The organism is Rhizobium sp. BK196, from assembly GCF_014193255.1.
Lineage (GTDB): Bacteria > Pseudomonadota > Alphaproteobacteria > Rhizobiales > Rhizobiaceae > Rhizobium.
Genome location: NZ_JACHZB010000007.1, coordinates 54,933 through 78,235 on the forward strand (window position 1 = coordinate 54,933; position 23,303 = coordinate 78,235).

A 23,303-nucleotide genomic window follows, 5' to 3' on the forward strand; every position below is an offset into this window, starting at 1 on the left:
GGCAAACGCCGCCCGAGAAAACCCGAACAATCAGGAGTGCGAAAGATGTTTTCGCTCAAGACTTTCAGCAACCGCATGCCGTCCGTCGTGAGCTTCGCGCTCGTAGGCGTAGTCGGGCTCGGCGTCGCCGGCTGCACGGAAGAAAAGGCAGAAGTCAAGGAGATCATCCGTCCGGTCAAGGTGGTGGAGATCGCCAAGGCCGGCGATACCCGCACGCTTGATTATTCCGGCTCGGTGCGGGCGCGCACGGAAATGAACCTCGGCTTCCGCGTCGCCGGCAAGATCACCGAGCGTCTCGTCGATATCGGCGAGCGGGTGAAGCCCGGCGATATTCTCGCGCGGATGGATTCGACCGACTATGAACTCGCTGTGAAGACCGCCGAAGCCAACCTTGCTGCTGCCGAAAAGGCCGTCGAAACGGCCGATATCGTCAACCGTCGCGCCGCACAGCTCTTCGACAAGAATGTCGCGCCGAAATCGCAGGTCGAGCAGGCTTCGCTCAGCTACGATCAGGCGATCTCGACCCGTGATGCCGCTGCTTCCGCGCTCAATCAGGCGAAGAACCAGGTGAGCTACACGGAGCTTAAGGCCGATCAGAATGGTATCGTGACGACCATCAATGCCGATGTCGGCCAGGTCGTTGGTTCCGGCACGCCGGTCGTTGCCGTTGCCGTCGATGGCGAGAAAGAAGTGCAGATCGCGGTGCCAGAAAACGATATTGCCCAGTTCAAGCCGGGCAAGACCGTGAGGGCGAGCTTTTGGTCCGACGACAAGCTCGTGCTTGACGGAACCGTTCGCGAGGTCGCGGGCAGTGCCGACCAGCAATCACGCACCTTCGCAGTACGTGTCAGCCTGCCGAACGATCTGCGTGTGCTGCTCGGCATGACGGCGACGATCGAGGCCGATGTCGGCAACAGCGATACCTACGTCTCCATTCCGCTCAGCGCACTGGCGCAAAAAGACGGCAAGAAAGTTGTCTGGACCGTCGATCGCGGAAGTGAAACCGTTCATGTCAGGGACATCGAGATCGCGGATTTCACTGGCGATGGCGTGCGTGTCGCCAAGGGTCTCGGCAGCGGCGACCTCGTCGTGGCTGCCGGCACGCAATTCATGAGCGAAAACCTGAAGGTCAAGCTTCCCGGCCAGCAGTCGGCTTCGGCCGAAACGGACGCAGCCGTCCGCTGAACGGCCAGAAAAAGGGAACAGAATCATGGACAGCACCACCACTGAAAAGCGGCCCTTCAATCTTTCACGTTGGGCAATCGGCCATCCGAGCATCGCCCGCTTCCTGTTCGGGCTGATCCTCATCACCGGCGTGCTCGGCCTGACCCGTATGGGCCAGAAGGAAGATCCCGACTTCACCTTCCGCGTCATGGTGGTGCAGGCGCTCTGGCCAGGCGCCTCCCTTCAGGACATGGAAGACCAGGTCACCAACAAGATCGAGCGCAAGCTGCAGGAGACCCCGCATCTCGACTGGGTGAAGTCCTATACGCGTGCCGGCAGCACGATCATTACCGTGCAGGTGAAAGGCGATACGAACAGCGCCCAGGTGGCGGACGCCTTCTATCAGGTGCGCAAGAAGGTCGGCGACATCAACAGCGATCTGCCGCAGGGCTTGCTCGGCCCCTATTTCAACGATGAATTCGGCGACACGTTCATCACGCTGCATTCGATCAGCGGTGATGGTTATTCCTATCCAGAGCTGAAGACATTCGCGATCCAGGCGCGCGACATGCTGCTGACGACGCCGGGCGTCGAAAAGGCCGTCATCATCGGTGATCAGCCAGAGAAGATCTATATCGACGTCTCGTCCAAGGCGCTCGCCGAGCGTGGCCTGACGATCCCTGATCTTCAGAACGCCATCAAGGGCCAGAATGCCGTCGATCCGGCAGGCAATGTCGATACCGGCCTGCGCTCGGTGCGCATCTCCGTCGAAGGCAATGTTCACAAGGTCGAGGACATCAGAGAACTGCGCCTGCGTTCCGGCAATCAGGTGACGCGCCTTGGCGATATCGCCACCGTCACCTCCGGCCTCGAAGATCCCTACCAGCGCAAGTACCGCTACAATGGTCACGAAAGCGTGCAGGTCGGCGTCGTCATGGCCAAGGGCTTCAAGGTCACCGATGTCGGCAAGGACGTGGAAGCGACTTACAAGCGTTTCGAGGATTCGCTGCCCTATGGTGTCGCCGTTGACCAGATTTCCAACCAGCCTGACGTCGTCACGGATGCTGTCAGCGAATTCATGCATGCGCTCGGTGAAGCTCTCGCCATCGTGCTCGTCGTCTCGTTCGTGTCGATCGGCTGGCGTTCCGGTCTTGTCATTGCCATCGCCATTCCGCTGGTCTTGGCTGCGACATTCGCCATCATGTACGAACTCGGCATCGACCTGCAGCGCATTTCACTCGGCGCCCTGATCATCGCGCTTGGCCTGCTCGTCGACGATGCGATGATCGTCGTGGAAATGATGGAGCGAAAGCTCGAGGAAGGCCTCGTCAAGATCGATGCGGCAAGTTTCGCCTATTCCTCGACAGCCTTTCCGATGCTGACCGGCACGCTCATCACCACGGCCGGCTTCATCCCTGTCTGCTTTGCGGCGTCGACGGCCGGCGAATATGTGCGCTCGCTCTTCTATGTCGTCGGCATCGCGCTGGTGACCTCGTGGTTCGTGGCGGTCTATTTCACGCCGTGGCTCGGCTACATGATCCTGAAACAGCGTCATCATGCCGGGGAACATCACGACGTGTTCGACACGCGTTTCTACCGCGGTCTGCGCCATACCGTCGGATGGGCGGTACGCCACCGCGTCATCGTGCTTGCGTTGACACTCGGCACCTTCGTGGCGAGCCTCTGGAGCTTCCAGTTCATCCCGCAGAACTTCTTTCCGCAGTCTTCACGTCCGGAAATCCTTGTCGATCTCTGGCTGCCCGAGGGAACCAGCATCAAGGAAGTGGAAGTCCAGGCAAAGGCGCTGGAAGCCAAGATGATGGACGATCCGGACAAGAAGTTCATCGCCACCTATATCGGCGAGGGCGCGCCCCGCTTCTTCCTGCCGCTCGACCAGCAGCTTCGTAACCCGAACTATGCCCAGCTGCTGATCATGGCCAATGACGAGCCAGCCCGCGAACGGCTGATCACCAAGCTCAGGACGATCCTCGCGGAAGACTTCCCTGACATCCGAGGCAAGGTCGACCGTCTCTTCCTCGGCCCGCCGACGGGCTGGCCGGTGCAGATGCGCGTGATGGGTCCCGACCGTGCGGAAGTGCGCAAGATTGCCGATCAGGTGAAGGAGCGCTTCACGAGGGATCCGATGCTCGGCGCCATCCACGACGACTGGCTCGAGCCGGTGCCGGCCATGAAGCTGGTGATCGACCAGGACCGTGCCCGTGCACTCGGCGTCACCTCGCAGCGCGTTCGCCAAATGCTGCAGACGGCTATGTCCGGCGCGCCGCTTGATGACTTCCGCGACGGCGAGGAAACGGTCTCCATCGTCGCCCGCGAGCCGGAGGCCAACCGTTCGCTGCTCTCGGCCGTCAACTCGGTCTATGTACCGACGGATTTCGGCGGCTTCGTCCCGGTCTCGCAGATCGCCAAGGTCGTGCCATCCATGGAACAGGGCGTTGAATGGCGGCGCGATCGCCTGCCGACGATCAGTGTCCGCGCGACGCTGCCTGACGGCGTCCAGTCGAACGACGTGGTGACCAAACTCTACAATGACATGCAGGACCTGCGGGACAGCCTGCCGGCCGGCTACAAGATCGAGATCCAGGGCGGTGCGGAGGATTCGGCCGAAAGCCAGGCCTCGATCGCTGCCAAGGCGCCGATCATGCTTGTCGTCATCATGATCCTGCTGATGGCTCAGCTGCAGCATTTCGGCAAGGCGATGCTGGTCTTTGCCACCGGTCCGCTTGGCATCATCGGTGCGGCCTCTGCGCTGCTGATCAGCGGTGCGCCTTTCGGCTTCGTGGCGATCCTCGGCGTTATCGCGCTGCTCGGCATCATCATCCGCAACTCGATCATCCTCGTCGACCAGATCGACCAGGATATCAAGGCAGGCATGCACAGACAGGAGGCGATCGTCGGCGCGGCGGTACGACGTTTCCGGCCGATCATGCTGACGGCGCTGACAGCGGTGCTGGCGCTGATCCCGATCTCGCGCGGCGTCTTCTGGGGGCCGCTCGCCTACGCCATGATGGGCGGCATTCTGGTCGCCACCGTGCTGACCATTCTTGTGCTGCCGGCTGGTTACGCCCTGTTCTTCGGCCGCGAGCCGAAGACGAGGAATGACGAACATGCCAATGCCAACCAGGAAGAGGCGGACGGCGATATCCATCATCCGCCGGCATTGGCAGCCGAATGAGACAATGGCGCGGTCGAGGCCGCGCCATTTTTGTTTCAGCCTATATTTGCCTCAGGCCATAGGGTTCGGCAGGTAGCGGTGAAGCCGACATTTTCCAGCGGCCATGGTGTTTGCGGCAGTAGTAGAGCGTCTGCGAAAGCATGCGATCGCGCGCGCCATCATCGCGCAGGATGGAGGGGAAAGGGTTTTGAACCGGTCTCTCCTCGGGGCTCGCTTCACATTGAAATGCCTCGATTTCCGCCGGCGCCCGCAAGTTGTCAAGCTGCGGAGGCAGACGAGAAGGTGATGGCGCTAAACGGGAGCAAAGACCGCCCTATATCCGTCGAAGGGAGGATATGACTGTGGCCGATTACCGTCTGGAAGCGAGCTGGAACCCGGTCGAAGGAAGCTTCGGACGCTTCAGTTTCACGTTCTTCAACCTATCTGACGAACCGCTCTCCGGTTTTACGCTCGCCTATACGTCGCCCGCCCGCGCGACGGGCGAACATGCCGCAGAAGGCGCCGTGCTCAAGCGGTGCGTTGCAGATTTTCACGAGGTTTCGCCGCCAGAGAGGCTGACCATCAAGCCGGGCGATAGCTGGCGGTTTAGCGTGGAAGAGCTGACGAACGGCCCGGAGCATGTCACGTCCGGCATCAAATCGGCCTACCTTACGCTTGCCGACGGCCGGCAAGTGCCCGTCAGCGTTGTCGATCTCGTGCACGACGGCGCGAAGCCCGGTGCGTTGCCGGAATTTTTGCCGAAAGGTCAGGTAGTCGAACCTTTTTCGCTGCTGCCCTGGCCGTTGTCTCTTGCGATGCGGCCGGACAAGGTGGCGCCCGGCGCCCTCTATCCGGCGGCCGGCTCGCGTCCCGAAAATATCGAGGCGGTAGCCAAGGCGCTTGCGCTCTATCAACGGCTCTTCCCGGCCGACGACGTGCCCTTCTCGCTGCAGCCGGTTGAGAACGGGCGACCGATCCGGTTCAAGGCGGAATCCTCGATCATGCCGGCAGCCTACGAGCTCCGGTTTACGGCTCAGGAGATCATTCTTGCCAGCGACGATGCGGCCGGGCGGTTCTACGGGCTGATCACTCTCGCGCAGCTGCTGCACGGTGCACGCCATGACGCGGAAACTTTCCAATTTCCCGTCTTCGGCAATATAGCTGATCAGCCTCGCTATGAGTGGCGTGGCTGTCATCTCGATGTTTCGCGGCAGTTCTATCCGGTTTTGGACATCGAAAGGCTGATCGATACCCTGGCGTGGAACAAGCTCAACATTTTCCATTGGCATCTTACCGACGACGAGGCCTGGCGGTTGGAGATCAAGGCCTATCCGGAACTGACGGAGATCAGCGCAAGGCGCGGGCCGGGCGAAGTTCCGGTGTCGCAGCTTGGTAACGTGGCCGAAACGCGCTCGGGATATTACACGCAAGACGACGCGCGCCGGATCGTCGCCCATGCTGGCGCACTTCATATCGATGTCTTGCCGGAAATCGACATTCCCGGACACAGCGCGGTGCCTCTTTTCGCCCTGCCGCAGCTTATCGACGAGCAGCAGGCGCCGGACAGCTGTCGCTCGGTACAGGATTATTCCAACAACACGCTCAATCCGGCGATCGAGTTCACCTACGAGTTCCTCGGCAAGGTGTTCGACGAGATGGTGGCGCTCTTTCCGTTTGAATATCTGCACATCGGCGGGGATGAGGTGCCGCATGGCTGCTGGCTTGCCTCACCAGCCTGCAAGTCATTGATGGACAGGGAGAAACTGGCGGACACCGCCGAGCTTCAGTCGCATTTTATGCGGCGGATCAAGACCATGCTGGCGGAGCGTGGCAGGAAGCTCGCCGGCTGGAACGAGGTCTCGCATGGCGGCGGGGTCGATCGCGGCGGCACGCTGCTGATGGCCTGGGAAAAGCCTGAAGTCGGCATCGAACTGGCGGGCGACGGCTATGATATCGTCATGGCGCCGGGTCAGGCCTATCATCTCGACCTGGCGCAGGCCGAAGGCGAGGACGAGCCGGGTGCGAGCCGAGCCGGCTTCACGCCACCGGAAAAGACCTATGCCTACGAAGCCGAAGGCGAACTGCCGGAGGAGCTGAGGGGGCGGATACGCGGTATCCAAGCCTGCATCCGGGGCGTCTCGCGCGCCAATTTCAACCGGCTGGTCTTTCCGCGGCTGCCGGCTGTCGCGGAAGCGGCCTGGACGCCTTGTCTGCGAAAGGACTGGCAGCGTTTTGCAGCAATCGTCCGGATGTGGCCGAAGCTTTGAGCTCTGTTTCCCGCAATTCCGAACGCAGAACCGCTGCGCACTTTTGCGGGAATCGCTTTAGGCAGCCTCAGCCTTGAGGCCCAGAAGTGCTGCCCCGATCAGGCCTGGTTCGATGCGGCACTCGCTGCGCACGACGAGCGGGCGGTCGAATTTCCGCAGGATACGGGCACGTACTGCCTGATCCAGCTCCGCCAGCAGCGGCTCGACATTCGACAGGCCGCCGCCGACAGGGACGATGGTTGCGCCTGTAATGTTGATGGCGAGTGCCAACGGCGAGGCGACCAGATCGACATAGACATCGATGGTGCGGTTGGCCTTTTCCTCGCCGCTCTGCCAATCGGTAATAATTTCCTCACTGGAGACATCGACATCGTGCAGCGTCTTGTGCAGGCGTTCCACACCACGGGCACCACCGACGGTATCGACACAGCCCTTCTGGCCGCAGCCGCAGACATAGGCGGGGATTGCGACGGGCGGAGTGCCGGCCTGCGACGCGATGATCGGTCCGTGACCCCATTCCCCCGCAAAGCCGCCCGACGCATTGATGAGGCGACCATCCGAGACGAGGCCGCCGCCAACGCCGGTGCCGAGAATGGCACCGAAGACGATGCGGTGGCCTCTGCCGGCGCCGAGCTCGGCCTCCGCCACGGTGAAACAATCGGCATCATTGGCGACCAGCACGGGCAGGGCGAGTTCCGCTTCCAGGTCGGCGGCGAGGTTGCGGTCGTGAAGGCAGGGGATATTGGCGACGATGAGGCGCTGTGTATCCGGGTCTACAACTCCGGCGATCGAGAGCGCAATGCGCGAGGGCTGTTCGCCGGCTTCAGCGATAAAGCTTTTCAACGTCTCGACGAACGCCGGGAAGTTATCCTTGGGGGTCGGGCGACGGCCGAGCGGCACGATGTCGGATTCCGAACGCCCAATTCCACCCTTGATGGCGGAGCCTCCGATGTCGAACGAAATAATCATCTGATGTCTACCAATTGTCTTTGCTTGGCGTCTGCTCGCACTCTTGGAGCGGAATTACAAGGATTATTCGATAATTGAACTAAGGGATCGGCCGCGTGCTTCGATAATTTTATCCGTCCGAGTCATGCTAATGGCATATTGCACAGGCAGACCTTTCGTTATTCACTTGCCTATGCCGGATTCATGACAATCGAAAATACCGAAGACAATAGATCCACCGCCCGCAGGCCGCGTCCGAAAGGCCGCCGGCTATCCTCCATCCTGCGGCAGATGGCGGCGGATCAGAGCCGCGAACGCGTATCGATCGGCGACCTGTTCCGGACGATGGGCGATCGGGCGATCGGTGCGCTCATGCTGATTTTCGCACTGCCGAACGCCTTTCCGACTCCACCCGGCACATCCTCGCTGCTCGGCGCTCCGCTGATCTTCCTTGCTGCGCAACTCACTTTCGGACTGAAGCCGTGGCTGCCGAAGGCGATTGCGGCGCGCTCCATGCGACGGGAGGATTTCGAGACGATCGTCGGGCGCATCCACCCCTGGCTTGCCCGGGCCGAGCGCATGCTGCAGCCGCGGCTCGGTATTCTCGCCGAGCCGCCTGCAGAGTATTTGGCGGGCTTCTGCTGCCTGGTGCTGGCGATCGTTCTGGTGCTGCCGGTACCGCTCGGCAATATCCTGCCGGCGATCGCGATTTCCATCTTCGCCTTTGCGATTCTTGGGCGAGACGGATTGTTTTCGCTTCTCGGCTTCGTCATGACGGCGGTCTCGCTCGCCGTCGCAGGCGGAGTGATCTACGGTCTCGTCAAGGCGGCCATCTACGTCGTCATGAAGTGGTTCGGGTAAGGAAGCGACTGCTGACTTTTTCAACGCCCTCGACATTTGCCCGATTTTTGTTTTGATCTGGCGCCAGACAGACTCAAAACGAATTATTGGCGGCAACACATGGCTAAAAAAGCGGAGACTTCCGGACGGCTGGATGACGCGGCGCGCGCCGGCTGGCTCTATTATGTCGCCGGCCGCACGCAGGATGAAATTGCATCCGCCATGGGTATTTCGAGGCAATCGGCGCAGCGGCTCGTTTCGCTTGCTGTGGCCGAGCGGTTGATCAAGGTGCGGCTCGACCACCCGATTGCCGCCTGCCTCGAACTCGCAAATCAGCTGCGCAAGAAATTCGGTCTGCGGCATGTCGAGATCGTTCCGAGCGATCCGGGCTCATCGTCCACGACGGTCGGCATTGCCGAAGCGGCTGCTTCCGAAATCGAGCGCTGGCTGAAACGCCCCGATCCGATCGTACTCGCCGTCGGTACCGGGCGAACGCTGAAAGCGGCTGTCGACCAGCTGCCGGCGATCGAATGTCCCAATCACCGCATCGTTTCGCTGACCGGCAATATCGCGCCCGATGGGTCGGCTGCCTATTACAACGTGATTTTCAGCATGGCCGATGCCGTCAAGGCGCGGCACTATCCGATGCCGCTGCCGGTTCTCGTGACCTCGGCGGAGGAGCGGGAGCTTCTGCACGGCCAGCAGCTCGTGCGCTCGACGCTGGCGATCAGCGCGCAGGCGGATGTGACCTTCGTCGGTATCGGCGAACTCGGCATCGACGGCCCGCTCTGCGTCGATGGGTTCCTCGAAAAAGACGAGATGATGGAGCTGATGAGCGGCGGCGCCGTGGGTGAAATCTGCGGCTGGATTTTCGACGCGGACGGCAGGCTGCTCGACAACCCTATCAACGAGCGTGTTGCCTCCGCCCCGATCCCGCCGCGCGATTCGTCCACAGTCATCGGAATTGCCAAGGGCAAGCGCAAGTTCAAGGCGATCAGGGCAGCCATCACAGGCCATCAGGTGAACGGTTTGATTACCGACGAAGAGACGGCTGAGTTTTTGCTCAGCATCTGAGCAAAAATATTATCATTTCGAATCAATGTTATAGGTCGATCGTTCGGCATCGCAGCAACGATTGCCAATTGACAAATTTCCCCCGCTGATGAGTAATTGCCCATGAGCAAAGCGAATGCTCACATCCATCTTCTGGGAGGAAGATATGACATTGAGAACTTTCCTGCTGGGCGCCTGCTCAGCGATGGCGTTTGCCGGCATGGCTTCGGCCGAGACGCTGACGATCGCGACCGTGAACAACGGCGACATGATCCGGATGCAGAAGCTGACGGATGACTTCAAGGCGAAGAATCCCGGCATCGACCTTGAATGGGTAACCCTCGAAGAAAACGTACTGCGCCAGAAGGTCACGACCGACATTGCAACAAAGGGCGGCCAGTATGACGTGCTGACGATCGGCACCTATGAAGTTCCGATCTGGGCAAAGCAGGGCTGGCTCCTGCCGCTGGACAATCTCGGCGACAGCTACGACGTGAATGACCTGCTGCCGGCCATCCGCAGCGGCATCAGCCAGGACGGCAAGCTCTATGCAGCTCCGTTCTACGGCGAAAGCTCCATGGTCATGTACCGCAAGGACCTGTTCGACGCTGCCGGCTTGAAGATGCCCGATGCGCCGACCTGGGACTTCATCGCGGACGCTGCGAAGAAGATCACCAACAAGGATAAGGAAATCTACGGCATCTGCCTGCGCGGCAAGGCCGGTTGGGGTGAAAACATGGCCTTCCTGACGGCTATGTCGAACTCTTTCGGCGCCCGCTGGTTCGATGAAAAGTGGAAACCGCAGTTCGATCAGCCTGAGTGGAAGGACACGCTGACCTTCTACGTGAACCTGATGAAGGAAGCCGGCCCTCCCGGCGCTTCTTCCAACGGCTTCAACGAAAACCTGGCGCTCTTCCAGACCGGCAAATGCGGCATGTGGATCGACGCAACGGTTGCTGCTTCCTTCGTGGCCGATCCGAAGCAGTCGCAGGTTGCCGACAAGGTCGGCTTTGCGCTGGCTCCGGACAAGGGCCTCGGCAAGCGCGGCAACTGGCTCTGGGCCTGGAACCTCGCCATACCGGCAGGCTCGCAGAAGTCTGAAGCAGCCGAGAAGTTCATCGCCTGGGCAACGAGCAAGGATTACACCAATCTCGTGGCTGAAAAGGAAGGCTGGCTGAACGCACCTCCCGGCACACGCAGCTCGCTCTATGCGAATGCTGATTACCAGAAGGCTGCTCCGTTTGCGAAGATGACGCTCGACAGCATCAACTCCGCAGACCCGACCAAGCCGACTGTCAAGCCGGTTCCCTATGTCGGCGTCCAGTTCGTGGCGATCCCGGAATTCCAGGGCATCGGCACGGCCGTCGGCCAGCAGTTCTCCGCAGCCCTTGCCGGCCAGATCTCGGTCGACCAGGCCCTGCAGAGCGCGCAGCAACTGACTACCCGCGAAATGACCAAAGCGGGCTACATCAAGTAAAACCTCCTGAGAATGTACGGAATGCTTGGCATTCCGCACCTCCGGGCCGCCGATTGCCCGAACTGCATCGGCGGCCCTTTTTTCAAAGCTGTTTCGCAGCCGTTTCCGCTTCAGATCAGACCGGTGATTGCTATGGCAACGTTCCACACTCGCTCCGCAGCACGCCTGATGATAGCACCTTCCGTGGTGCTGCTCTTCGCGTGGATGATCGTCCCGCTGGCGATGACGATTTACTTCTCCCTGCTGAACTACAATCTGCTCAGCCCGGGCATGGAGAATTTCGTCGGTCTCTTAAACTACCAATACTTCCTCACCGACCCGGCCTTCTTCGCAGCACTCATCAACACGCTGGTCCTGGTTGCCGGCGTGCTACTCATCACTGTGATTGGCGGCATTCTCTTCGCATTGCTGCTCGACCAGCAGATTTACGGCCAGGGCATTGTCCGCATCCTGGTCATTGCGCCCTTCTTCGTCATGCCGACGGTGGCGGCTCTTGTCTGGAAAAACATGTTCATGAACCCGGTCAACGGCCTCTTCGCCTATATGGCGAAGGCTGTCGGCCTGCAGCCAATCGACTGGCTTGCCACCGTACCGCTGCTCTCCGTCATTCTGATCGTCGCCTGGCAGTGGCTTCCCTTTGCCACGCTGATACTGCTCACAGCGCTGCAGTCGCTCGATGAGGAGCAGAAGGAAGCCGCCGAGATGGATGGCGCCGGCGCGATCTCGAAATTCATCTACATCATCCTGCCGCATATGGCCCGTGCCATCACCGTCGTCATCCTTATCCAGACGATTTTCCTGCTGTCGGTCTTCGCCGAGATCCTGGTCACCACCAATGGCGGCCCGGGCACGCAGAGCACGAACCTCACCTATCTCGTCTATGCGCAGGCACTGCTGCAGTTCGATATCGGCGGAGCCTCCGCAGGCGGTATTGTCGCGGTCGTGCTTGCCAATATCGTTGCGATCTTCCTCGTGCGCCTCGTCGGCAAGAATCTGGAGGCTTGAGATGGCTAGAAAGGTTACCACCCAACGCAAGGTCATCATGACCGCGATCGCCTGGGCGCTCGGCATCCTGATCTTCTTCCCGATCCTCTGGACGTTCCTGACGAGCTTCAAGTCGGAAGCGGACGCCATTGCCTCGCCGCCGCAGTTCCTGTTCTTCCACTGGACGACGGAGAACTATGCGGAAGTGCAGAGCCGCTCCAACTACCTCAGCCACTTCATGAATTCCGTGGTGATCTCCTTCGGCTCGACACTGATCGGCCTCATCATCGCCATTCCGGCCGCCTGGGCCATGGCCTTTGCGCCGACCAAGCGGACGAAGGACGTGCTGATGTGGATGCTGTCGACGAAGATGATGCCGCCGGTCGGCGCGCTCATCCCGATCTACCTGATGTTCCGCAATTCGGGCCTGCTCGATACGCGCACCGGCCTGGTTATGGTGTTGACGCTGATCAATCTGCCGATCATCGTCTGGATGCTCTACACCTACTTCAAGGAAATTCCCGGCGAGATCCTCGAAGCCGCGCGCATGGACGGAGCATCGCTCGCCAAGGAAATTGCCTACGTGCTGACGCCGATGGCGGTGCCGGGCATTGCCTCGACGCTGCTGCTCAACATCATTCTTGCCTGGAACGAGGCCTTCTGGACGCTGAACCTGACAGCCTCCAAGGCGGCACCGCTGACAGCCTTCATCGCCTCCTATTCGAGCCCGGAAGGCCTGTTCTATGCCAAGCTTTCGGCGGCTTCGACCATGGCGATTGCGCCGATCCTCATCCTCGGCTGGTTCAGCCAGAAACAACTTGTCCGCGGCCTGACCTTCGGCGCGGTGAAATAAGATCATAGGGAGAGAAACATGGGCAGCATTACCCTTCAAAAGGTTTCGAAGGTCTTCGGCGAAGCCAAGGTCATCCCTTCGATTGATCTCGATATCAGGGACGGCGAATTCGTCGTCTTCGTCGGCCCGTCGGGCTGCGGCAAGTCTACGCTGCTGCGCCTGATCGCCGGCCTCGAAGACGTCTCCGGCGGCAAGATCGTCATCGACGGCAAGGACGCGACCGAAAAGGCGCCGTCCGAGCGGGGTCTGGCGATGGTCTTCCAGTCCTATGCGCTCTATCCGCATATGAGCGTGCACAACAACATCGCCTTCCCGCTGAAGATGGCCGGCATGGACAAGGCGGAGATCGACCGCAAGGTGACAGATGCCGCGCGCGTCCTGAACCTTGGCGATTATCTGGATCGCAAGCCGCGCCAGCTCTCGGGTGGCCAGCGCCAGCGCGTTGCCATCGGCCGTGCCATCGTGCGCCAGCCGTCGGCCTTCCTGTTCGATGAGCCGCTGTCGAACCTCGACGCGGCGCTGCGCGTCAACATGCGCATCGAGATCAGCGAGCTGCACCAGCAGCTGAAGACCACGATGATCTATGTCACCCACGATCAGGTGGAAGCCATGACTATGGCCGACAAGATCGTGGTGTTGAACAGGGGCAATATCGAGCAGGTCGGTTCGCCCCTGGAGCTCTACCGCAGCCCGCGAAACCTCTTCGTTGCAGGCTTCATCGGCTCGCCGAAAATGAACTTCATCAACGGGCATAATGCTGCGCAGGTCAATGCGCACACGATCGGCATCCGTCCCGAACATGTGCTGCTGTCGACCGAAAGCGGCGACTGGAAGGGCAGGGTCATGGTGGCCGAACATCTCGGCTCCGACACGTTCCTGCACGTCGATGTCGATGGAATCGGGATGCTGACGGCGCGCAGCAACGGCGATTTTGCTTCCAAGGCCGGGGACACGGTTTATCTGACGCCGGACAAGACGCGCATTCATAAATTCAACGAGGGCGGCCTCGCGATTTGAGGCGGCCGCCGGCTGGGGGAGACATGCGGACCGGGCGGTCTCGTCCGGCCCGCGCTACCGGGAGGACGAACGCCCTTTTTCGCAAGACCTTCAAGAGGACTGAAACATGACGTGCAAACTATCGCTGGCAACGCTCGCCGAGGCAGCAAAGACTGCAGCCATTCCGGCCTATGAGCGGGCGTCGCTGAAAGCCGGCATCGTGCACTTCGGCGTCGGCAATTTCCATCGCGCCCACCAGGCAATCTATCTCGACGATCTCTTCAATGCCGGTAGCGACCACAACTGGGCCATCATCGGCGCCGGCGTCCTGCCCTCGGACGCGGCCATGCGCGACAAGCTCGCGGCGCAGGATTTCCTGACGACTGTCGTTGAGCAGGACAACAACAAGACGGCGGCGCGCGTGACCGGGCCGATGATCGATATCCTGCCGGTCGGCGAACCCGCTGTTATCATCGCCAAACTCGCCGATCCTGAGATCCGGATCGTCTCAATGACGATCACCGAAGGCGGTTACTTCATCGATGCCTCGGGCAAGTTCAATCCGGCGCATCCGGCGATCGCCGCCGACGGCCAGAACCCGGCGACGCCGAAGACGGTCTTCGGTCTGATCGTTGCCGGCCTGAAGGCGCGTAAAGACAAGGGCATCGAGCCCTTCACCGTTATGTCTTGCGATAACATTCCCCATAATGGCGTCGTCACTGCGAATGCCGTCGTCGGAACGGCCAAGCTTTCCGATCCTGCCTTTGCCGACTGGATCAAGACCAACGTCTCCTTCCCCAACGGCATGGTGGACCGCATCACGCCGGCGACCAGCCAGCGCGAGATCGATTTCCTCAAAGACAATTTCGGCATCGAGGACAATTGGCCGGTCTATTGCGAAGAGTTCAAGCAGTGGGTGCTGGAAGACAAGTTCCCGATGGGCCGCCCGGCGCTTGAAAAGGTCGGCGTCACTTTCGTACCGGACGTCACGCCCTATGAGCATATGAAGATCCGCATCCTGAATGGCGGCCATGCGGCGATCGCCTATCCGGCAGCGCTGATGGACATTCATTTCGTCCATGAATCGATGGAAAACGATCTGATCCGCGCCTTCCTCGCCAAGCTGGAAAACGAGGAGATCATTCCGATCGTGCCACCGGTGCCGGACACGTCGCTCGCCGATTATTTCAAGCTGATCGAACGCCGCTTCCTCAACCCGAAGATCGCCGATACGATCCCGCGGCTTGCACAGGACGGCTCCAACCGCCAACCGAAGTTCATCCTGCCCTCGACGCTCGACAACCTGCGCCAGGGTAGGGATGTCGTTGGCCTTGCGCTCGTCTCCGCGCTCTGGTGCCGCTACTTCTTCGGCAAGAGCGACAGCGGCAAGGACATTGTCTTCAACGATGCCAGCGCCGAACGTCTGCACGAGGCAGCTGTCAAGGCAAAGGACGATCCGGCAGCCTTCCTCGCCTTTGACGATATTTTCGGTGAAGTCGCGAAATCAGATCTTTTCCGCAAGCGTTTCGCTCACGCATTGAAAACCCTGTGGGAAAAAGGCACGAAGGAAACTCTGCAGCTCTATCTCGACGGCAAGCTCGCAGTGTAAGGAATCATGATGGCGGCATTGCTGCCATCCCGGCCTTGCGGACGAAGCAGGACGGTTGCGTCCGAACTGAATTCAGGTTGGGTCTTCCATGGCTGATGCTGAACCACGGCTGGTCATCTTCGATTGCGACGGCGTGCTCGTCGACAGCGAACCGATTTCGATCAGCGTTCTCCTCAAGGCGATGGCCGATCTCGGCGTGACGATTACCGAAGACGAGGCCTATGAGCGCTTCCTCGGCAAAAGCCTCGCAACCCTCATCTCTATATTGGAGACGGAGTTCAACGTGCACGCCGACGAGGAATTCCTCGAAGGCATCCGTACCAGTCTCTATGCCCGCTTCCGCACCGAGCTGAAGGCGATACCCGGCATTGGCGATACGATCGATGCGCTGGGCGTTCCCTGCTGTGTTGCATCGTCCAGCCAGGTCGAGCGGATCAAGCTGTCTCTCTCTGTCACCGGGCTCTTACCGAAGCTGCCGAACATCTTCAGCGCCAGCATGGTCAAACGCGGCAAGCCGGCGCCTGATCTCTTTCTCTATGCTGCCGACCAGATGCATGTGGAACCCCGTGACTGCATCGTCATCGAAGACAGTCCGGCGGGTATTGCCGCAGCCAAGGCGGCGGGCATGACGGTCTTTGCCTTTACCGGCGGTTCGCATGCAAACTTTGCCGGCTACCGTGAAGAACTCGACCGTCTTTCACCGGAAGTCGTGTTTGACGCCATGCCGGAATTGATACACCTTGTCCGCAAACAAAAGCTGGACGGGACTCAGCATTGATGCGTGATCATGTGGTTGCGGTAGATATCGGCACGAGCAGCGCACGCGCCGGTATCTTCGATGCGCACGGCCACCTGCTTGGCAAGGCTGAACATCCTGTCGTCATGAACCGGCCGCGCGAGAACCATGCCGAGCATGATTCCGAAGATATATGGTCGGCCGTTTGCACTGCGGTGCGTACGGCTATGGGCAAATCCGGCATCGGGGCTGCCGCAATCGGCGCGATTGGTTTCGATGCCACCTGCTCCCTTGTGGTGCGCGATACAGAAGGCAGGCAGATCAGCGTTTCCACCGGCGGCGAGACACGGTTCGATACGATCGTCTGGCTCGACCATCGGGCGCTGAAGGAAGCTGATTTCTGTACGGCGACCAGGCATGAGGTGCTTGAACATTCCGGCAATGTGATGTCGCCGGAAATGGAAATGCCGAAGCTGATCTGGCTGAAGAAGAGCCTACCGGCGACCTGGGAGAAAGCCGGTTATTTCTTCGACCTTGCCGATTTCCTGACATGGAAGGCGACCGGTTCACTTGCCCGGTCCCGCTGCACGCTGACGGCCAAATGGAATTACCTGGCGCATAAAGAAAAAGGCTGGCAGGAGGATTTCCTGCAGCAGATCGGTCTTGAGGATCTGCTGGCGCGCGGCCATCTGCCGGACGAGACGGTGGCAGTCGGCGAAAGCATCGGTAAACTGACGCCGCAAGCAGCCGAAGCATTGGGCCTGACTACCGATTGCGACGTCTCGGCCGGAATGATTGATGCCTATGCCGGCGCTCTCGGTGCACTCAGCAGCTATGTTGCCGATCCTGCGAAGCTCGAGCAGCAGCTTGCGCTGATTGCGGGAACATCGAGCTGCATTGTCGCCTTTTCCCGCGAGCGAAAGCCAAGCCAGGGAATGTGGGGGCCTTATTACGAGGCGGTTTTTCCGCAGTCCTGGCTCGTCGAAGCCGGCCAATCGGCGGCCGGTGCGCTGCTCGATCATATCGTGCGCATGCACGCTGCCGGCGGGGAGCCGACCGCGGCGCTGCATCAGAGGATCGTTGCCCGCATCGCTGAACTCAGAGCAGAAGAAGGCGATGCGCTCGGTGCCCGGATCTCCATTCTTCCGGATTTCCACGGCAATCGGTCGCCACTGGCCGATCCGCACGCGGTCGGCGTCATCAGCGGCCTGACGCTCGATACGTCCTTCGACGGGCTCTGTGCGCTCTATTGGCGAACCGCGATCGGGATTGCGCTCGGCATCCGTCACATCCTCGAACAGATGAGGGAACACGGCTACGTGCCGGATACGCTGCATGTGGCCGGCGGGCATGTGAAGAACCCCATTCTGATGGAGCTCTATTCGGATGTGACGGGCTGCAAGGTCATCGTGCCTGATATGAACGAGGGGGTCCTGCTCGGCACCGCGATCGCCGCATCGGTTGCCTGTCGCCTACACGAGGATTTGGCGGCGGCTGGCAAGGCGATGTATCCGGGTGGCTCCGAGCGGCTTCCCGACAGGGGCAAGCGGGCGCGTTACGACCGCGACTATCGTCGCTTTCTTGCCATGTATCGCCATCGGGCGGAGCTGGAGGCGATGGAATAGTTCAGTGGTTTGCCGTTTCCCCGAGGATCGTTGCGAATTCCACCATGCGTCGGCGGCGCTGGCTCGCCTCTTCACCGGCACCCAAAATGACCGCCTCGGCCAGACAGTCGAGCAAGGCGATCAGCGGTGGCAGGTTATCCGCGTCCTGCGCGCGGGCAGACGGCAAAGGCAGGACGACGTTCGACTGTTCGGGCAGCCAATCCGCATGTTGAGCGGAAATCAGGATTACCTTGTAGCCGTAACGCCGGGCAGTGCGCGCAAGCAGCCGTGACCTGGCGAAGCGGCGACAATCGATGATGACGAGCACGGCGTCCTCGACGAAGGAACGGGCGAAAAGCTCCGCGAAGCGGTTTCCCGCGCCGTCGATCGCACGTACGCCGTCGCGAGCCAGGGTCAGTCGCTGGCAGAAATGATTGGAGAACCCGGCAAGTCTGGCATGGGTAGCGACGAAGACCTCTCTGGAGGCGCCGATCAGCGCGACGGCTTCGGCCCAATGCGGCTGTGCGGTCAGATGATAGATGTGATGCAGCGCCTGTATCTGTTCGGCCACGAGAACGGCGAGTGCCTTGCCCTCCGATGCATCCGTCTGCAACTCCGTCATAGAATTTTGGAACTGGACGGGTGAGGTCGTAGCCGTTTCTCGGATCTCCACCTTGACACTGTCCAGCCCCTGATAGCCGAGCGCTCGCAGAAAACGGCCGACCGTCATCGGCGAAAGATCAAGCCGGTCGGCAACCGACGCAGCGGTTTCGAACGGCAGGTCGTTTAAATGTTCGGTGAAATATTTCGCGATGCGTCGTTCGGCAGGCGTGCCGGATTTCGCGTATTGCCTAAGCTTCTCTACAAAGTCTTCCACGCCGCAGCCTCCCCCATTTCCTCAGAGGCCTTCCGTGGATTCATGCGCAGCCGAATCCTTGTTTCTTAATATTGTCCGGAAGCTCTTCTTAGGCCCACACGTATTTCCAACTTTGAGAACTATATATTAGCATGTAATTTTCGACAAGTTTTCTATTCAAGCATGTAATTTTCAACTGACTTGCCGGGAGGATCCCGACTCCCTACATCACGCCGCGTAACGGAGATGCCAGAGAATGATCCTTGACGCCGCTCGCCTTTCGCTTGCCAACCTGTTTGCGCCGGAGACCCGGTCGGTTTTCTGGAAGGTTCTGGGACTGACGGTGCTGGTGCTGATTGGCTTGTGGTTCGCGCTGCGCGGCCTGTTCATCACCTTCGTCTTTCCCTGGATGGCCGGGTTCTTTCCCGAGATGCCTGACTGGGCCGGCTGGCTCAGCTTTGTTTTCCTGATCGCTGCCGGTGTCGGCCTTGCGCTTGGGCTGGCGCTACTGCTCTCGCCAGTTACGGCGCTGATTGCCGGCCTCTTTCTCGACGATGTCGCTGAGGTGACCGAAAAAAAGGACTATCCGCAGGATGCACCGGGCAAGGCCATGCCGCTCGGCCCGGCGATGGCAAGCTCGATCAAATTCCTCGGCGTCGTGACCATCGGCAATATTATCGCGCTGTTCCTGCTCTTCATTCCCGGCGTCAATCTCGTCGCCTTCTTCCTCGTGAACGGCTATCTGCTGGGCCGGGAATTCTTCGAATTCGCGGCGATGCGGTTCCGATCGCCGCCGGAGGCGCGGCTGTTTCGCGCCAAGCATAGTCCGACCGTCTTTCTTGGCGGTCTGGTAATTGCACTTTTCCTGGCGATTCCCATTGTCAACCTTCTCACGCCGCTCTTTGCCGCAGGCATGATGGTGCATCTGCACAAGCTGATCTCGGCGCGAGATCCCGATTTCCGAGTTTAGTTTTTCACGCCAGCCGTGCTCGGCCTGCCCACGACGGCACAGATCGACGCCGAGAATGCGGAAGCGACATTGCGGGCAGGGCTCGAGGCTTTGCCGCCACAGGCCAGTTTGCTCGGACCATTGACGACGATGCTGTCCGCCGCTTTCGATCGCGCGGCGATCGCCATCGAAGCAGGCGGTGGCCGTGAGGACTACGAGCAGGGGATAGCTGCCCTACTCGACGGCCTCGCCGATCACCTGCGGCGGTAGCTGGACCAAAGGTGCGGGGATATCGCTGCTCTTCTCCGGCGACTTACAGATATCGGCGATGACGCAGCGTTCGCATTCCGGGCGACGGGCCTTGCAGGTATAGCGGCCATGCAGGATCAGCCAGTGATGGGCGTGATAGAGGTAGTGCTTCGGAACAACCTTCATCAGTCGCTCTTCCACCTCGTCGGGGGTCTTTCCGGGGGCCAGCCTGATGCGGTTGGCGATGCGAAAGATATGGGTGTCAACCGCCATCGTCGCCTGGCCGAAGCCCATTGAGAGTACGACATTGGCGGTCTTGCGGCCGACGCCCGGCAGGCGAACCAACTCTTCGCGCGTCTCCGGCACCTTACCGCCGAATTCATCGACCAGCATCTGCGAGAGCGCAATGACGTTCTTCGCCTTGTTGCGATAAAGGCCGATCGTCCTGATGTATTCGCGCAGCCTCTCCTCGCCGAGATCGAGCATTTTCTGCGGCGTGTCGGCGACCTTGAAGAGTGCCCGTGTCGCCTTGTTGACGCCGGCATCGGTCGCCTGCGCGGAGAGTGCTACCGCCACGACGAGGGTGAAGGGGTTGGTATGTTCCAGCTCGCCGCGCGGCTCGGGTCGCTGGATCGAGAAGCGGCGGAAAATCTCCTCGCGCTCGGAAAGCGAATAGGCTGTCTTCACCGCCGCCGGCTTGCGGCGGACGATCACATTCGAGTTTTGCGACGGTTTGCCGACGGATTTGAGTTTCGGATTGGCCATGGAAAATCTATACTCAACGGCCATGATGGAAAGCAACGCCGACGGCCGCAACGAGCAGCCTGTTTTCGCAGCTGAGCTCTTTCCCTACCGCTCCCTCGGACGGAAGGGTTTCAAACTGTTGCTCATAATTTCCGGCGCCATCTGCTTCGTGTACGGCATGTTCTTCATCCTAACCGGCGCTTGGCCGATCGGCTTCTTTTTCGGGCTGGACTTCCTGCTGCTCTACGGCGCCTTCTGGCTCAATTACCGGTCCGGCAAAGTGCGGGAAGAGGTGACGGTTTCGCGGACGGACGTTTCGATACGCAAGTTCTCTCCGTCCGGCCGAATGATCGAGCACCACTTCAATCCGTTCTGGACGCGTTTTCTCGTGCGGCGGCATCAGGAGATCGGCATTCTCTCCATGCATATTTTCGGGGAGGGCAAGCGCACGGATGTCGGCTCTTTCCTCAATCCCGACGATCGCGAAAGCTTCGCCAAGGCCTTCAAGCGCGCACTTGCAACGGTAAAACAGCGGATCTGAAATATCGCGCAAGAAACGGGTGGTTTGGCCGCCCGGCCTTGATTATCTCCTTTGTAAAGGAGAAAAACGATGAACATGATCGCGAAGCTCGATACGGATATTACCCCCGCAGGCCCGGACTATAATACTGTCCGCCAGGTCATCGAACTCATCAGCGAAGAATATCGCGACCAGCCGTCGCTGGAGGCGATTGCCGCACGGCTGAACCAGTCGCCGACGCAGCTTCAGAAGACCTTTACCCGCTGGGCCGGCCTTTCTCCCAAGGCGTTCCTGCAGGCCGTGACGCTCGACCACGCCAAACGGCTGCTGCGCCAGGAGGAAATGCCGCTGCTCGAAACCTCCATCGAGGTCGGTCTCTCAGGCCCGAGCCGCCTGCACGACCTGTTTGTGACGCACGAGGCAATGTCGCCGGGCGAATGGAAGGCGAAGGGCGGCGGGCTGACGATCCGTTACGGGTTCCATACCTGCCCCTTCGGCACGGCTCTCGTCATGGTGACGGACCGTGGTCTTGCGGGCCTCGCCTTCAGCGATTCCGGTGATGAAAAGGCCTGCCTTGAGGATATGACCTGCCGTTGGCCGAATGCGGAATATGTGGAGGACCGCCAAGCGACGGCGCCTTATGCCGAGCGTATCTTCCAACCGGGCCGCTGGACGTCGGACCAGCCGCTGCGGGTCGTGCTGATCGGCACGGATTTTCAGGTCAGCGTCTGGCAGAGCCTTCTGAAAATCCCCTTCGGCAAGGCCGTGACCTATAGCGATATCGCCAAGGACATTGGCCGGCCGACTGCCATGCGCGCGGTCGGTGCGGCAGTCGGGGCCAACCCGATCTCCTTCGTCGTGCCCTGCCATCGTGCACTCGGCAAAAACGGAGCATTGACCGGTTACCATTGGGGTCTGACCCGCAAGCGGGCCATGCTTGGCTGGGAATCGGCGCACGCCTGACCGATTGGAAGCAGCCGAAGCCGTTCAGGCAGCTTCGGCGAGCGCCAGCAATGCTTTTGCCGCACTCTCGTCGGTAATCAGTGTATTGCAGCCGATGCGTCTGATCGTTGCGCGGATCGCGACGGCACGGTGCGCGCCGCCGGAGGACAGTACGATATGTTTCGCCTCTTTCAGAGTATCGAGATCCACCGACATCACCCGCTGATTGATCGAATGATCGACGGAATTGCCGTCCTTGTCCAGAAAGTTGAACATAGTGTCGCAGACACAGCCGGCATCAACCAGCTGCTGCAGTTCGGCCTTCGAAATCCATCCCTCGGACAGCGACGTCGAATGCGGGCCGATATCGCCACAGCTGACGATCGCGAGATCAAGGTTTTCCGCCAGCCGGTAGATCGTATCCAATCCGCATTTTTCGATGAGGTTTCGCTTGGTCTCGATTGAATCGACGAGTAGTGGGGCCAGGAACATGTAACATTCCGCTCCGAGCTGGTTGGCGAGGCGCCAAGTGTAGTCGATCGGGTTTGTCTGGTGGACGGCGACGATACCGCCGAGCAGAGAGACGATCTTGCAGTTGTCGCGCCGTGGCGGCCGGAAGCTCGCGAGAGAGGCCGTCATAGTGCGGCCCCAGCCGACGCCGATCGTATAATCGTCCGGAATGGCCTCCGACAGGAACTGACCGAGCGCTAAGCCGACATTCTTTGCCAGGGAATTCACATCACATTTGGAGGGCTCCGGCACGACGATCGCCTCATCGAGGCCGTAGGCCCGTTCCAGCTTGACCGATAGCTCTACGCAGTCGCCGATCGAATCGTTGATCCAGATCTGGACTTCGCTGCGCTTCATCGCCTCGTCGAGCAGGCGGATGACGGTCGTGCGGCTGATGCCGAGCTGTTCGGCGACATCCTTCTGGGTCAGGCCCTCGTTGTAATAGAGCCATGCGGCCCGCAGCCGGAGCGAGGAGGCTTCGGAATAAGCAGTGTGTGTGCCGCGTTTCAGCTTGACCACATCTCCTCCCGCGTCGATTTCGCCCTAGATCTTTGCCATCGATGACATAAGATTGCGGCATCGGTTTTGTTCCTGCGATAATGCCGGGCGTGACACTTATGTCAATTGAAATGCACAAATGTCCTTGACTTTTCGTTGCGGGAGCGGCGATAGTCGTCGTCGACAACATCGTTCTTGTCCGTCCGAGGAGGACAATGTGCGGGAATGCGGAAAGTTTCGACCGGCCTCTCAGCCGCACGCGGCATCGATTGCGGTGTGCCGTTGTATTCCGACGTTGGGAACGCCGACAATGTCTCTCACGTTTAAGGATC

19 protein-coding genes and 1 pseudogene are annotated in these 23,303 nt (G+C 60.2%); 16 read left to right on the forward strand and 4 right to left on the reverse strand.

Going from position 1 to position 23,303, the window contains the following annotated elements; all coding sequences use genetic code 11:
* The first annotated feature begins 45 nt into the window (after positions 1-45).
* The 3 genes from FHT78_RS21510 to FHT78_RS21520 all read left to right on the forward strand — a co-directional run bounded on the left by FHT78_RS21510 (position 46) and on the right by FHT78_RS21520 (position 6,603).
* Positions 46-1,185, forward strand: a complete 1,140-nt coding sequence (locus tag FHT78_RS21510) for an efflux RND transporter periplasmic adaptor subunit (RefSeq protein WP_183748474.1) — start codon at positions 46-48, stop codon at positions 1,183-1,185.
* A gap of 25 nt (positions 1,186-1,210) precedes the next feature.
* Positions 1,211-4,357 (forward strand): efflux RND transporter permease subunit, encoded by a 3,147-nt coding sequence (locus FHT78_RS21515; protein ID WP_183748476.1) that lies wholly within the window; start codon positions 1,211-1,213, stop codon positions 4,355-4,357.
* Between the two features lie 341 nt (positions 4,358-4,698).
* Positions 4,699-6,603, forward strand: coding sequence for a family 20 glycosylhydrolase (locus FHT78_RS21520; RefSeq protein WP_183748478.1), 1,905 nt, complete (start codon positions 4,699-4,701; stop codon positions 6,601-6,603).
* Positions 6,604-6,660: 57 nt separating this feature from the next.
* On the opposite strand, the gene FHT78_RS21525 is transcribed toward FHT78_RS21520, so the two are convergent.
* Positions 6,661-7,572, reverse strand: a complete 912-nt coding sequence (locus FHT78_RS21525; protein WP_183748480.1) for an ROK family protein — start codon at positions 7,570-7,572, stop codon at positions 6,661-6,663.
* Between the two features lie 261 nt (positions 7,573-7,833).
* Between FHT78_RS21525 and FHT78_RS21530 the strand changes: the two genes are divergently transcribed.
* The 9 genes from FHT78_RS21530 to FHT78_RS21570 all read left to right on the forward strand — a co-directional run bounded on the left by FHT78_RS21530 (position 7,834) and on the right by FHT78_RS21570 (position 17,724).
* Positions 7,834-8,412, forward strand: a complete 579-nt coding sequence (locus tag FHT78_RS21530; RefSeq protein ID WP_183748859.1) for an exopolysaccharide biosynthesis protein — start codon at positions 7,834-7,836, stop codon at positions 8,410-8,412.
* Between the two features lie 99 nt (positions 8,413-8,511).
* On the forward strand, positions 8,512-9,465 hold the full coding sequence (locus tag FHT78_RS21535) for a sugar-binding transcriptional regulator (RefSeq protein WP_183748482.1): 954 nt from the start codon (positions 8,512-8,514) through the stop codon (positions 9,463-9,465).
* A 145-nt stretch (positions 9,466-9,610) separates the two neighbouring features.
* The gene (locus FHT78_RS21540) at positions 9,611-10,921 is read left to right on the forward strand and encodes a sugar ABC transporter substrate-binding protein (RefSeq protein ID WP_183748484.1); all 1,311 of its coding nucleotides are present in this window, start codon (positions 9,611-9,613) and stop codon (positions 10,919-10,921) included.
* A 132-nt stretch (positions 10,922-11,053) separates the two neighbouring features.
* Positions 11,054-11,926: a sugar ABC transporter permease gene (locus FHT78_RS21545; RefSeq protein WP_183748486.1), complete on the forward strand. Its 873-nt coding sequence runs from the start codon at positions 11,054-11,056 to the stop codon at positions 11,924-11,926.
* Position 11,927: 1 nt separating this feature from the next.
* Positions 11,928-12,758: a carbohydrate ABC transporter permease gene (locus FHT78_RS21550; protein WP_183748487.1), complete on the forward strand. Its 831-nt coding sequence runs from the start codon at positions 11,928-11,930 to the stop codon at positions 12,756-12,758.
* Positions 12,759-12,776: 18 nt separating this feature from the next.
* Complete coding sequence (locus FHT78_RS21555; RefSeq protein WP_183748489.1) at positions 12,777-13,775, forward strand: ABC transporter ATP-binding protein; 999 nt, start codon at positions 12,777-12,779, stop codon at positions 13,773-13,775.
* Between the two features lie 106 nt (positions 13,776-13,881).
* Positions 13,882-15,363, forward strand: coding sequence for a mannitol dehydrogenase family protein (locus FHT78_RS21560; RefSeq protein ID WP_183748491.1), 1,482 nt, complete (start codon positions 13,882-13,884; stop codon positions 15,361-15,363).
* An 88-nt stretch (positions 15,364-15,451) separates the two neighbouring features.
* A complete protein-coding gene (locus tag FHT78_RS21565; RefSeq protein WP_183748492.1) occupies positions 15,452-16,141 on the forward strand; it encodes an HAD family hydrolase in 690 nt (229 codons plus the stop codon).
* Positions 16,141-17,724 carry an FGGY-family carbohydrate kinase gene (locus FHT78_RS21570; protein WP_183748494.1) on the forward strand — a complete coding sequence of 528 codons (1,584 nt, stop codon included), beginning with the start codon at positions 16,141-16,143 and terminating at the stop codon, positions 17,722-17,724. Before FHT78_RS21565 ends, FHT78_RS21570 begins: the two co-directional genes overlap by 1 nt.
* Before the next feature lies 1 nt (position 17,725).
* On the opposite strand, the gene FHT78_RS21575 is transcribed toward FHT78_RS21570, so the two are convergent.
* A complete protein-coding gene (locus tag FHT78_RS21575; RefSeq protein ID WP_183748496.1) occupies positions 17,726-18,580 on the reverse strand; it encodes a MurR/RpiR family transcriptional regulator in 855 nt (284 codons plus the stop codon).
* 235 nt (positions 18,581-18,815) lie between these two features.
* Between FHT78_RS21575 and FHT78_RS21580 the strand changes: the two genes are divergently transcribed.
* Both FHT78_RS21580 and FHT78_RS21585 read left to right on the forward strand, forming a co-directional pair.
* A complete protein-coding gene (locus FHT78_RS21580; RefSeq protein WP_183748498.1) occupies positions 18,816-19,529 on the forward strand; it encodes a sulfate transporter family protein in 714 nt (237 codons plus the stop codon).
* A 9-nt stretch (positions 19,530-19,538) separates the two neighbouring features.
* Positions 19,539-19,778, forward strand: a pseudogene (locus tag FHT78_RS21585) (TetR/AcrR family transcriptional regulator); the annotation flags it as partial.
* Here FHT78_RS21585 and nth read toward each other — a convergent pair.
* Positions 19,743-20,522, reverse strand: a complete 780-nt coding sequence (gene nth / locus FHT78_RS21590; protein WP_246715396.1) for an endonuclease III — start codon at positions 20,520-20,522, stop codon at positions 19,743-19,745. The pseudogene FHT78_RS21585 and the gene nth overlap by 36 nt on opposite strands.
* 22 nt (positions 20,523-20,544) lie before the next feature.
* Between nth and FHT78_RS21595 the strand changes: the two genes are divergently transcribed.
* Together FHT78_RS21595 and FHT78_RS21600 are read left to right on the forward strand one after the other, a co-directional pair.
* Complete coding sequence (locus FHT78_RS21595; RefSeq protein ID WP_183748860.1) at positions 20,545-21,042, forward strand: DUF2244 domain-containing protein; 498 nt, start codon at positions 20,545-20,547, stop codon at positions 21,040-21,042.
* A 69-nt stretch (positions 21,043-21,111) separates the two neighbouring features.
* Entirely contained in the window at positions 21,112-21,984 is an 873-nt protein-coding gene (locus tag FHT78_RS21600) for a bifunctional helix-turn-helix domain-containing protein/methylated-DNA--[protein]-cysteine S-methyltransferase (RefSeq protein WP_183748502.1), read from the forward strand.
* 24 nt (positions 21,985-22,008) lie between these two features.
* On the opposite strand, the gene FHT78_RS21605 is transcribed toward FHT78_RS21600, so the two are convergent.
* Complete coding sequence (locus FHT78_RS21605) at positions 22,009-22,992, reverse strand: sugar-binding transcriptional regulator (RefSeq protein WP_183748504.1); 984 nt, start codon at positions 22,990-22,992, stop codon at positions 22,009-22,011.
* Positions 22,993-23,303: the final 311 nt, after the last annotated feature.

What these genes read in the sequence shown, in the direction of transcription:
- FHT78_RS21510 (WP_183748474.1), top strand. Translation starts at nt 46, where the DNA reads ATGTTTTCGCTCAAGACTTTCAGCAACCGCATGCCGTCCGTCGTGAGC.
- FHT78_RS21515 (WP_183748476.1), top strand. Translation starts at nt 1,211, where the DNA reads ATGGACAGCACCACCACTGAAAAGCGGCCCTTCAATCTTTCACGTTGG.
- FHT78_RS21525 (WP_183748480.1), bottom strand. Translation starts at nt 7,572, where the DNA reads ATGATTATTTCGTTCGACATCGGAGGCTCCGCCATCAAGGGTGGAATT.
- FHT78_RS21535 (WP_183748482.1), top strand. Translation starts at nt 8,512, where the DNA reads ATGGCTAAAAAAGCGGAGACTTCCGGACGGCTGGATGACGCGGCGCGC.
- FHT78_RS21540 (WP_183748484.1), top strand. Translation starts at nt 9,611, where the DNA reads ATGACATTGAGAACTTTCCTGCTGGGCGCCTGCTCAGCGATGGCGTTT.
- FHT78_RS21545 (WP_183748486.1), top strand. Translation starts at nt 11,054, where the DNA reads ATGGCAACGTTCCACACTCGCTCCGCAGCACGCCTGATGATAGCACCT.
- FHT78_RS21550 (WP_183748487.1), top strand. Translation starts at nt 11,928, where the DNA reads ATGGCTAGAAAGGTTACCACCCAACGCAAGGTCATCATGACCGCGATC.
- FHT78_RS21555 (WP_183748489.1), top strand. Translation starts at nt 12,777, where the DNA reads ATGGGCAGCATTACCCTTCAAAAGGTTTCGAAGGTCTTCGGCGAAGCC.
- FHT78_RS21560 (WP_183748491.1), top strand. Translation starts at nt 13,882, where the DNA reads ATGACGTGCAAACTATCGCTGGCAACGCTCGCCGAGGCAGCAAAGACT.
- FHT78_RS21565 (WP_183748492.1), top strand. Translation starts at nt 15,452, where the DNA reads ATGGCTGATGCTGAACCACGGCTGGTCATCTTCGATTGCGACGGCGTG.
- FHT78_RS21570 (WP_183748494.1), top strand. Translation starts at nt 16,141, where the DNA reads ATGCGTGATCATGTGGTTGCGGTAGATATCGGCACGAGCAGCGCACGC.
- FHT78_RS21580 (WP_183748498.1), top strand. Translation starts at nt 18,816, where the DNA reads ATGATCCTTGACGCCGCTCGCCTTTCGCTTGCCAACCTGTTTGCGCCG.
- nth (WP_246715396.1), bottom strand. Translation starts at nt 20,522, where the DNA reads ATGGCCAATCCGAAACTCAAATCCGTCGGCAAACCGTCGCAAAACTCG.
- FHT78_RS21595 (WP_183748860.1), top strand. Translation starts at nt 20,545, where the DNA reads ATGATGGAAAGCAACGCCGACGGCCGCAACGAGCAGCCTGTTTTCGCA.
- FHT78_RS21600 (WP_183748502.1), top strand. Translation starts at nt 21,112, where the DNA reads ATGAACATGATCGCGAAGCTCGATACGGATATTACCCCCGCAGGCCCG.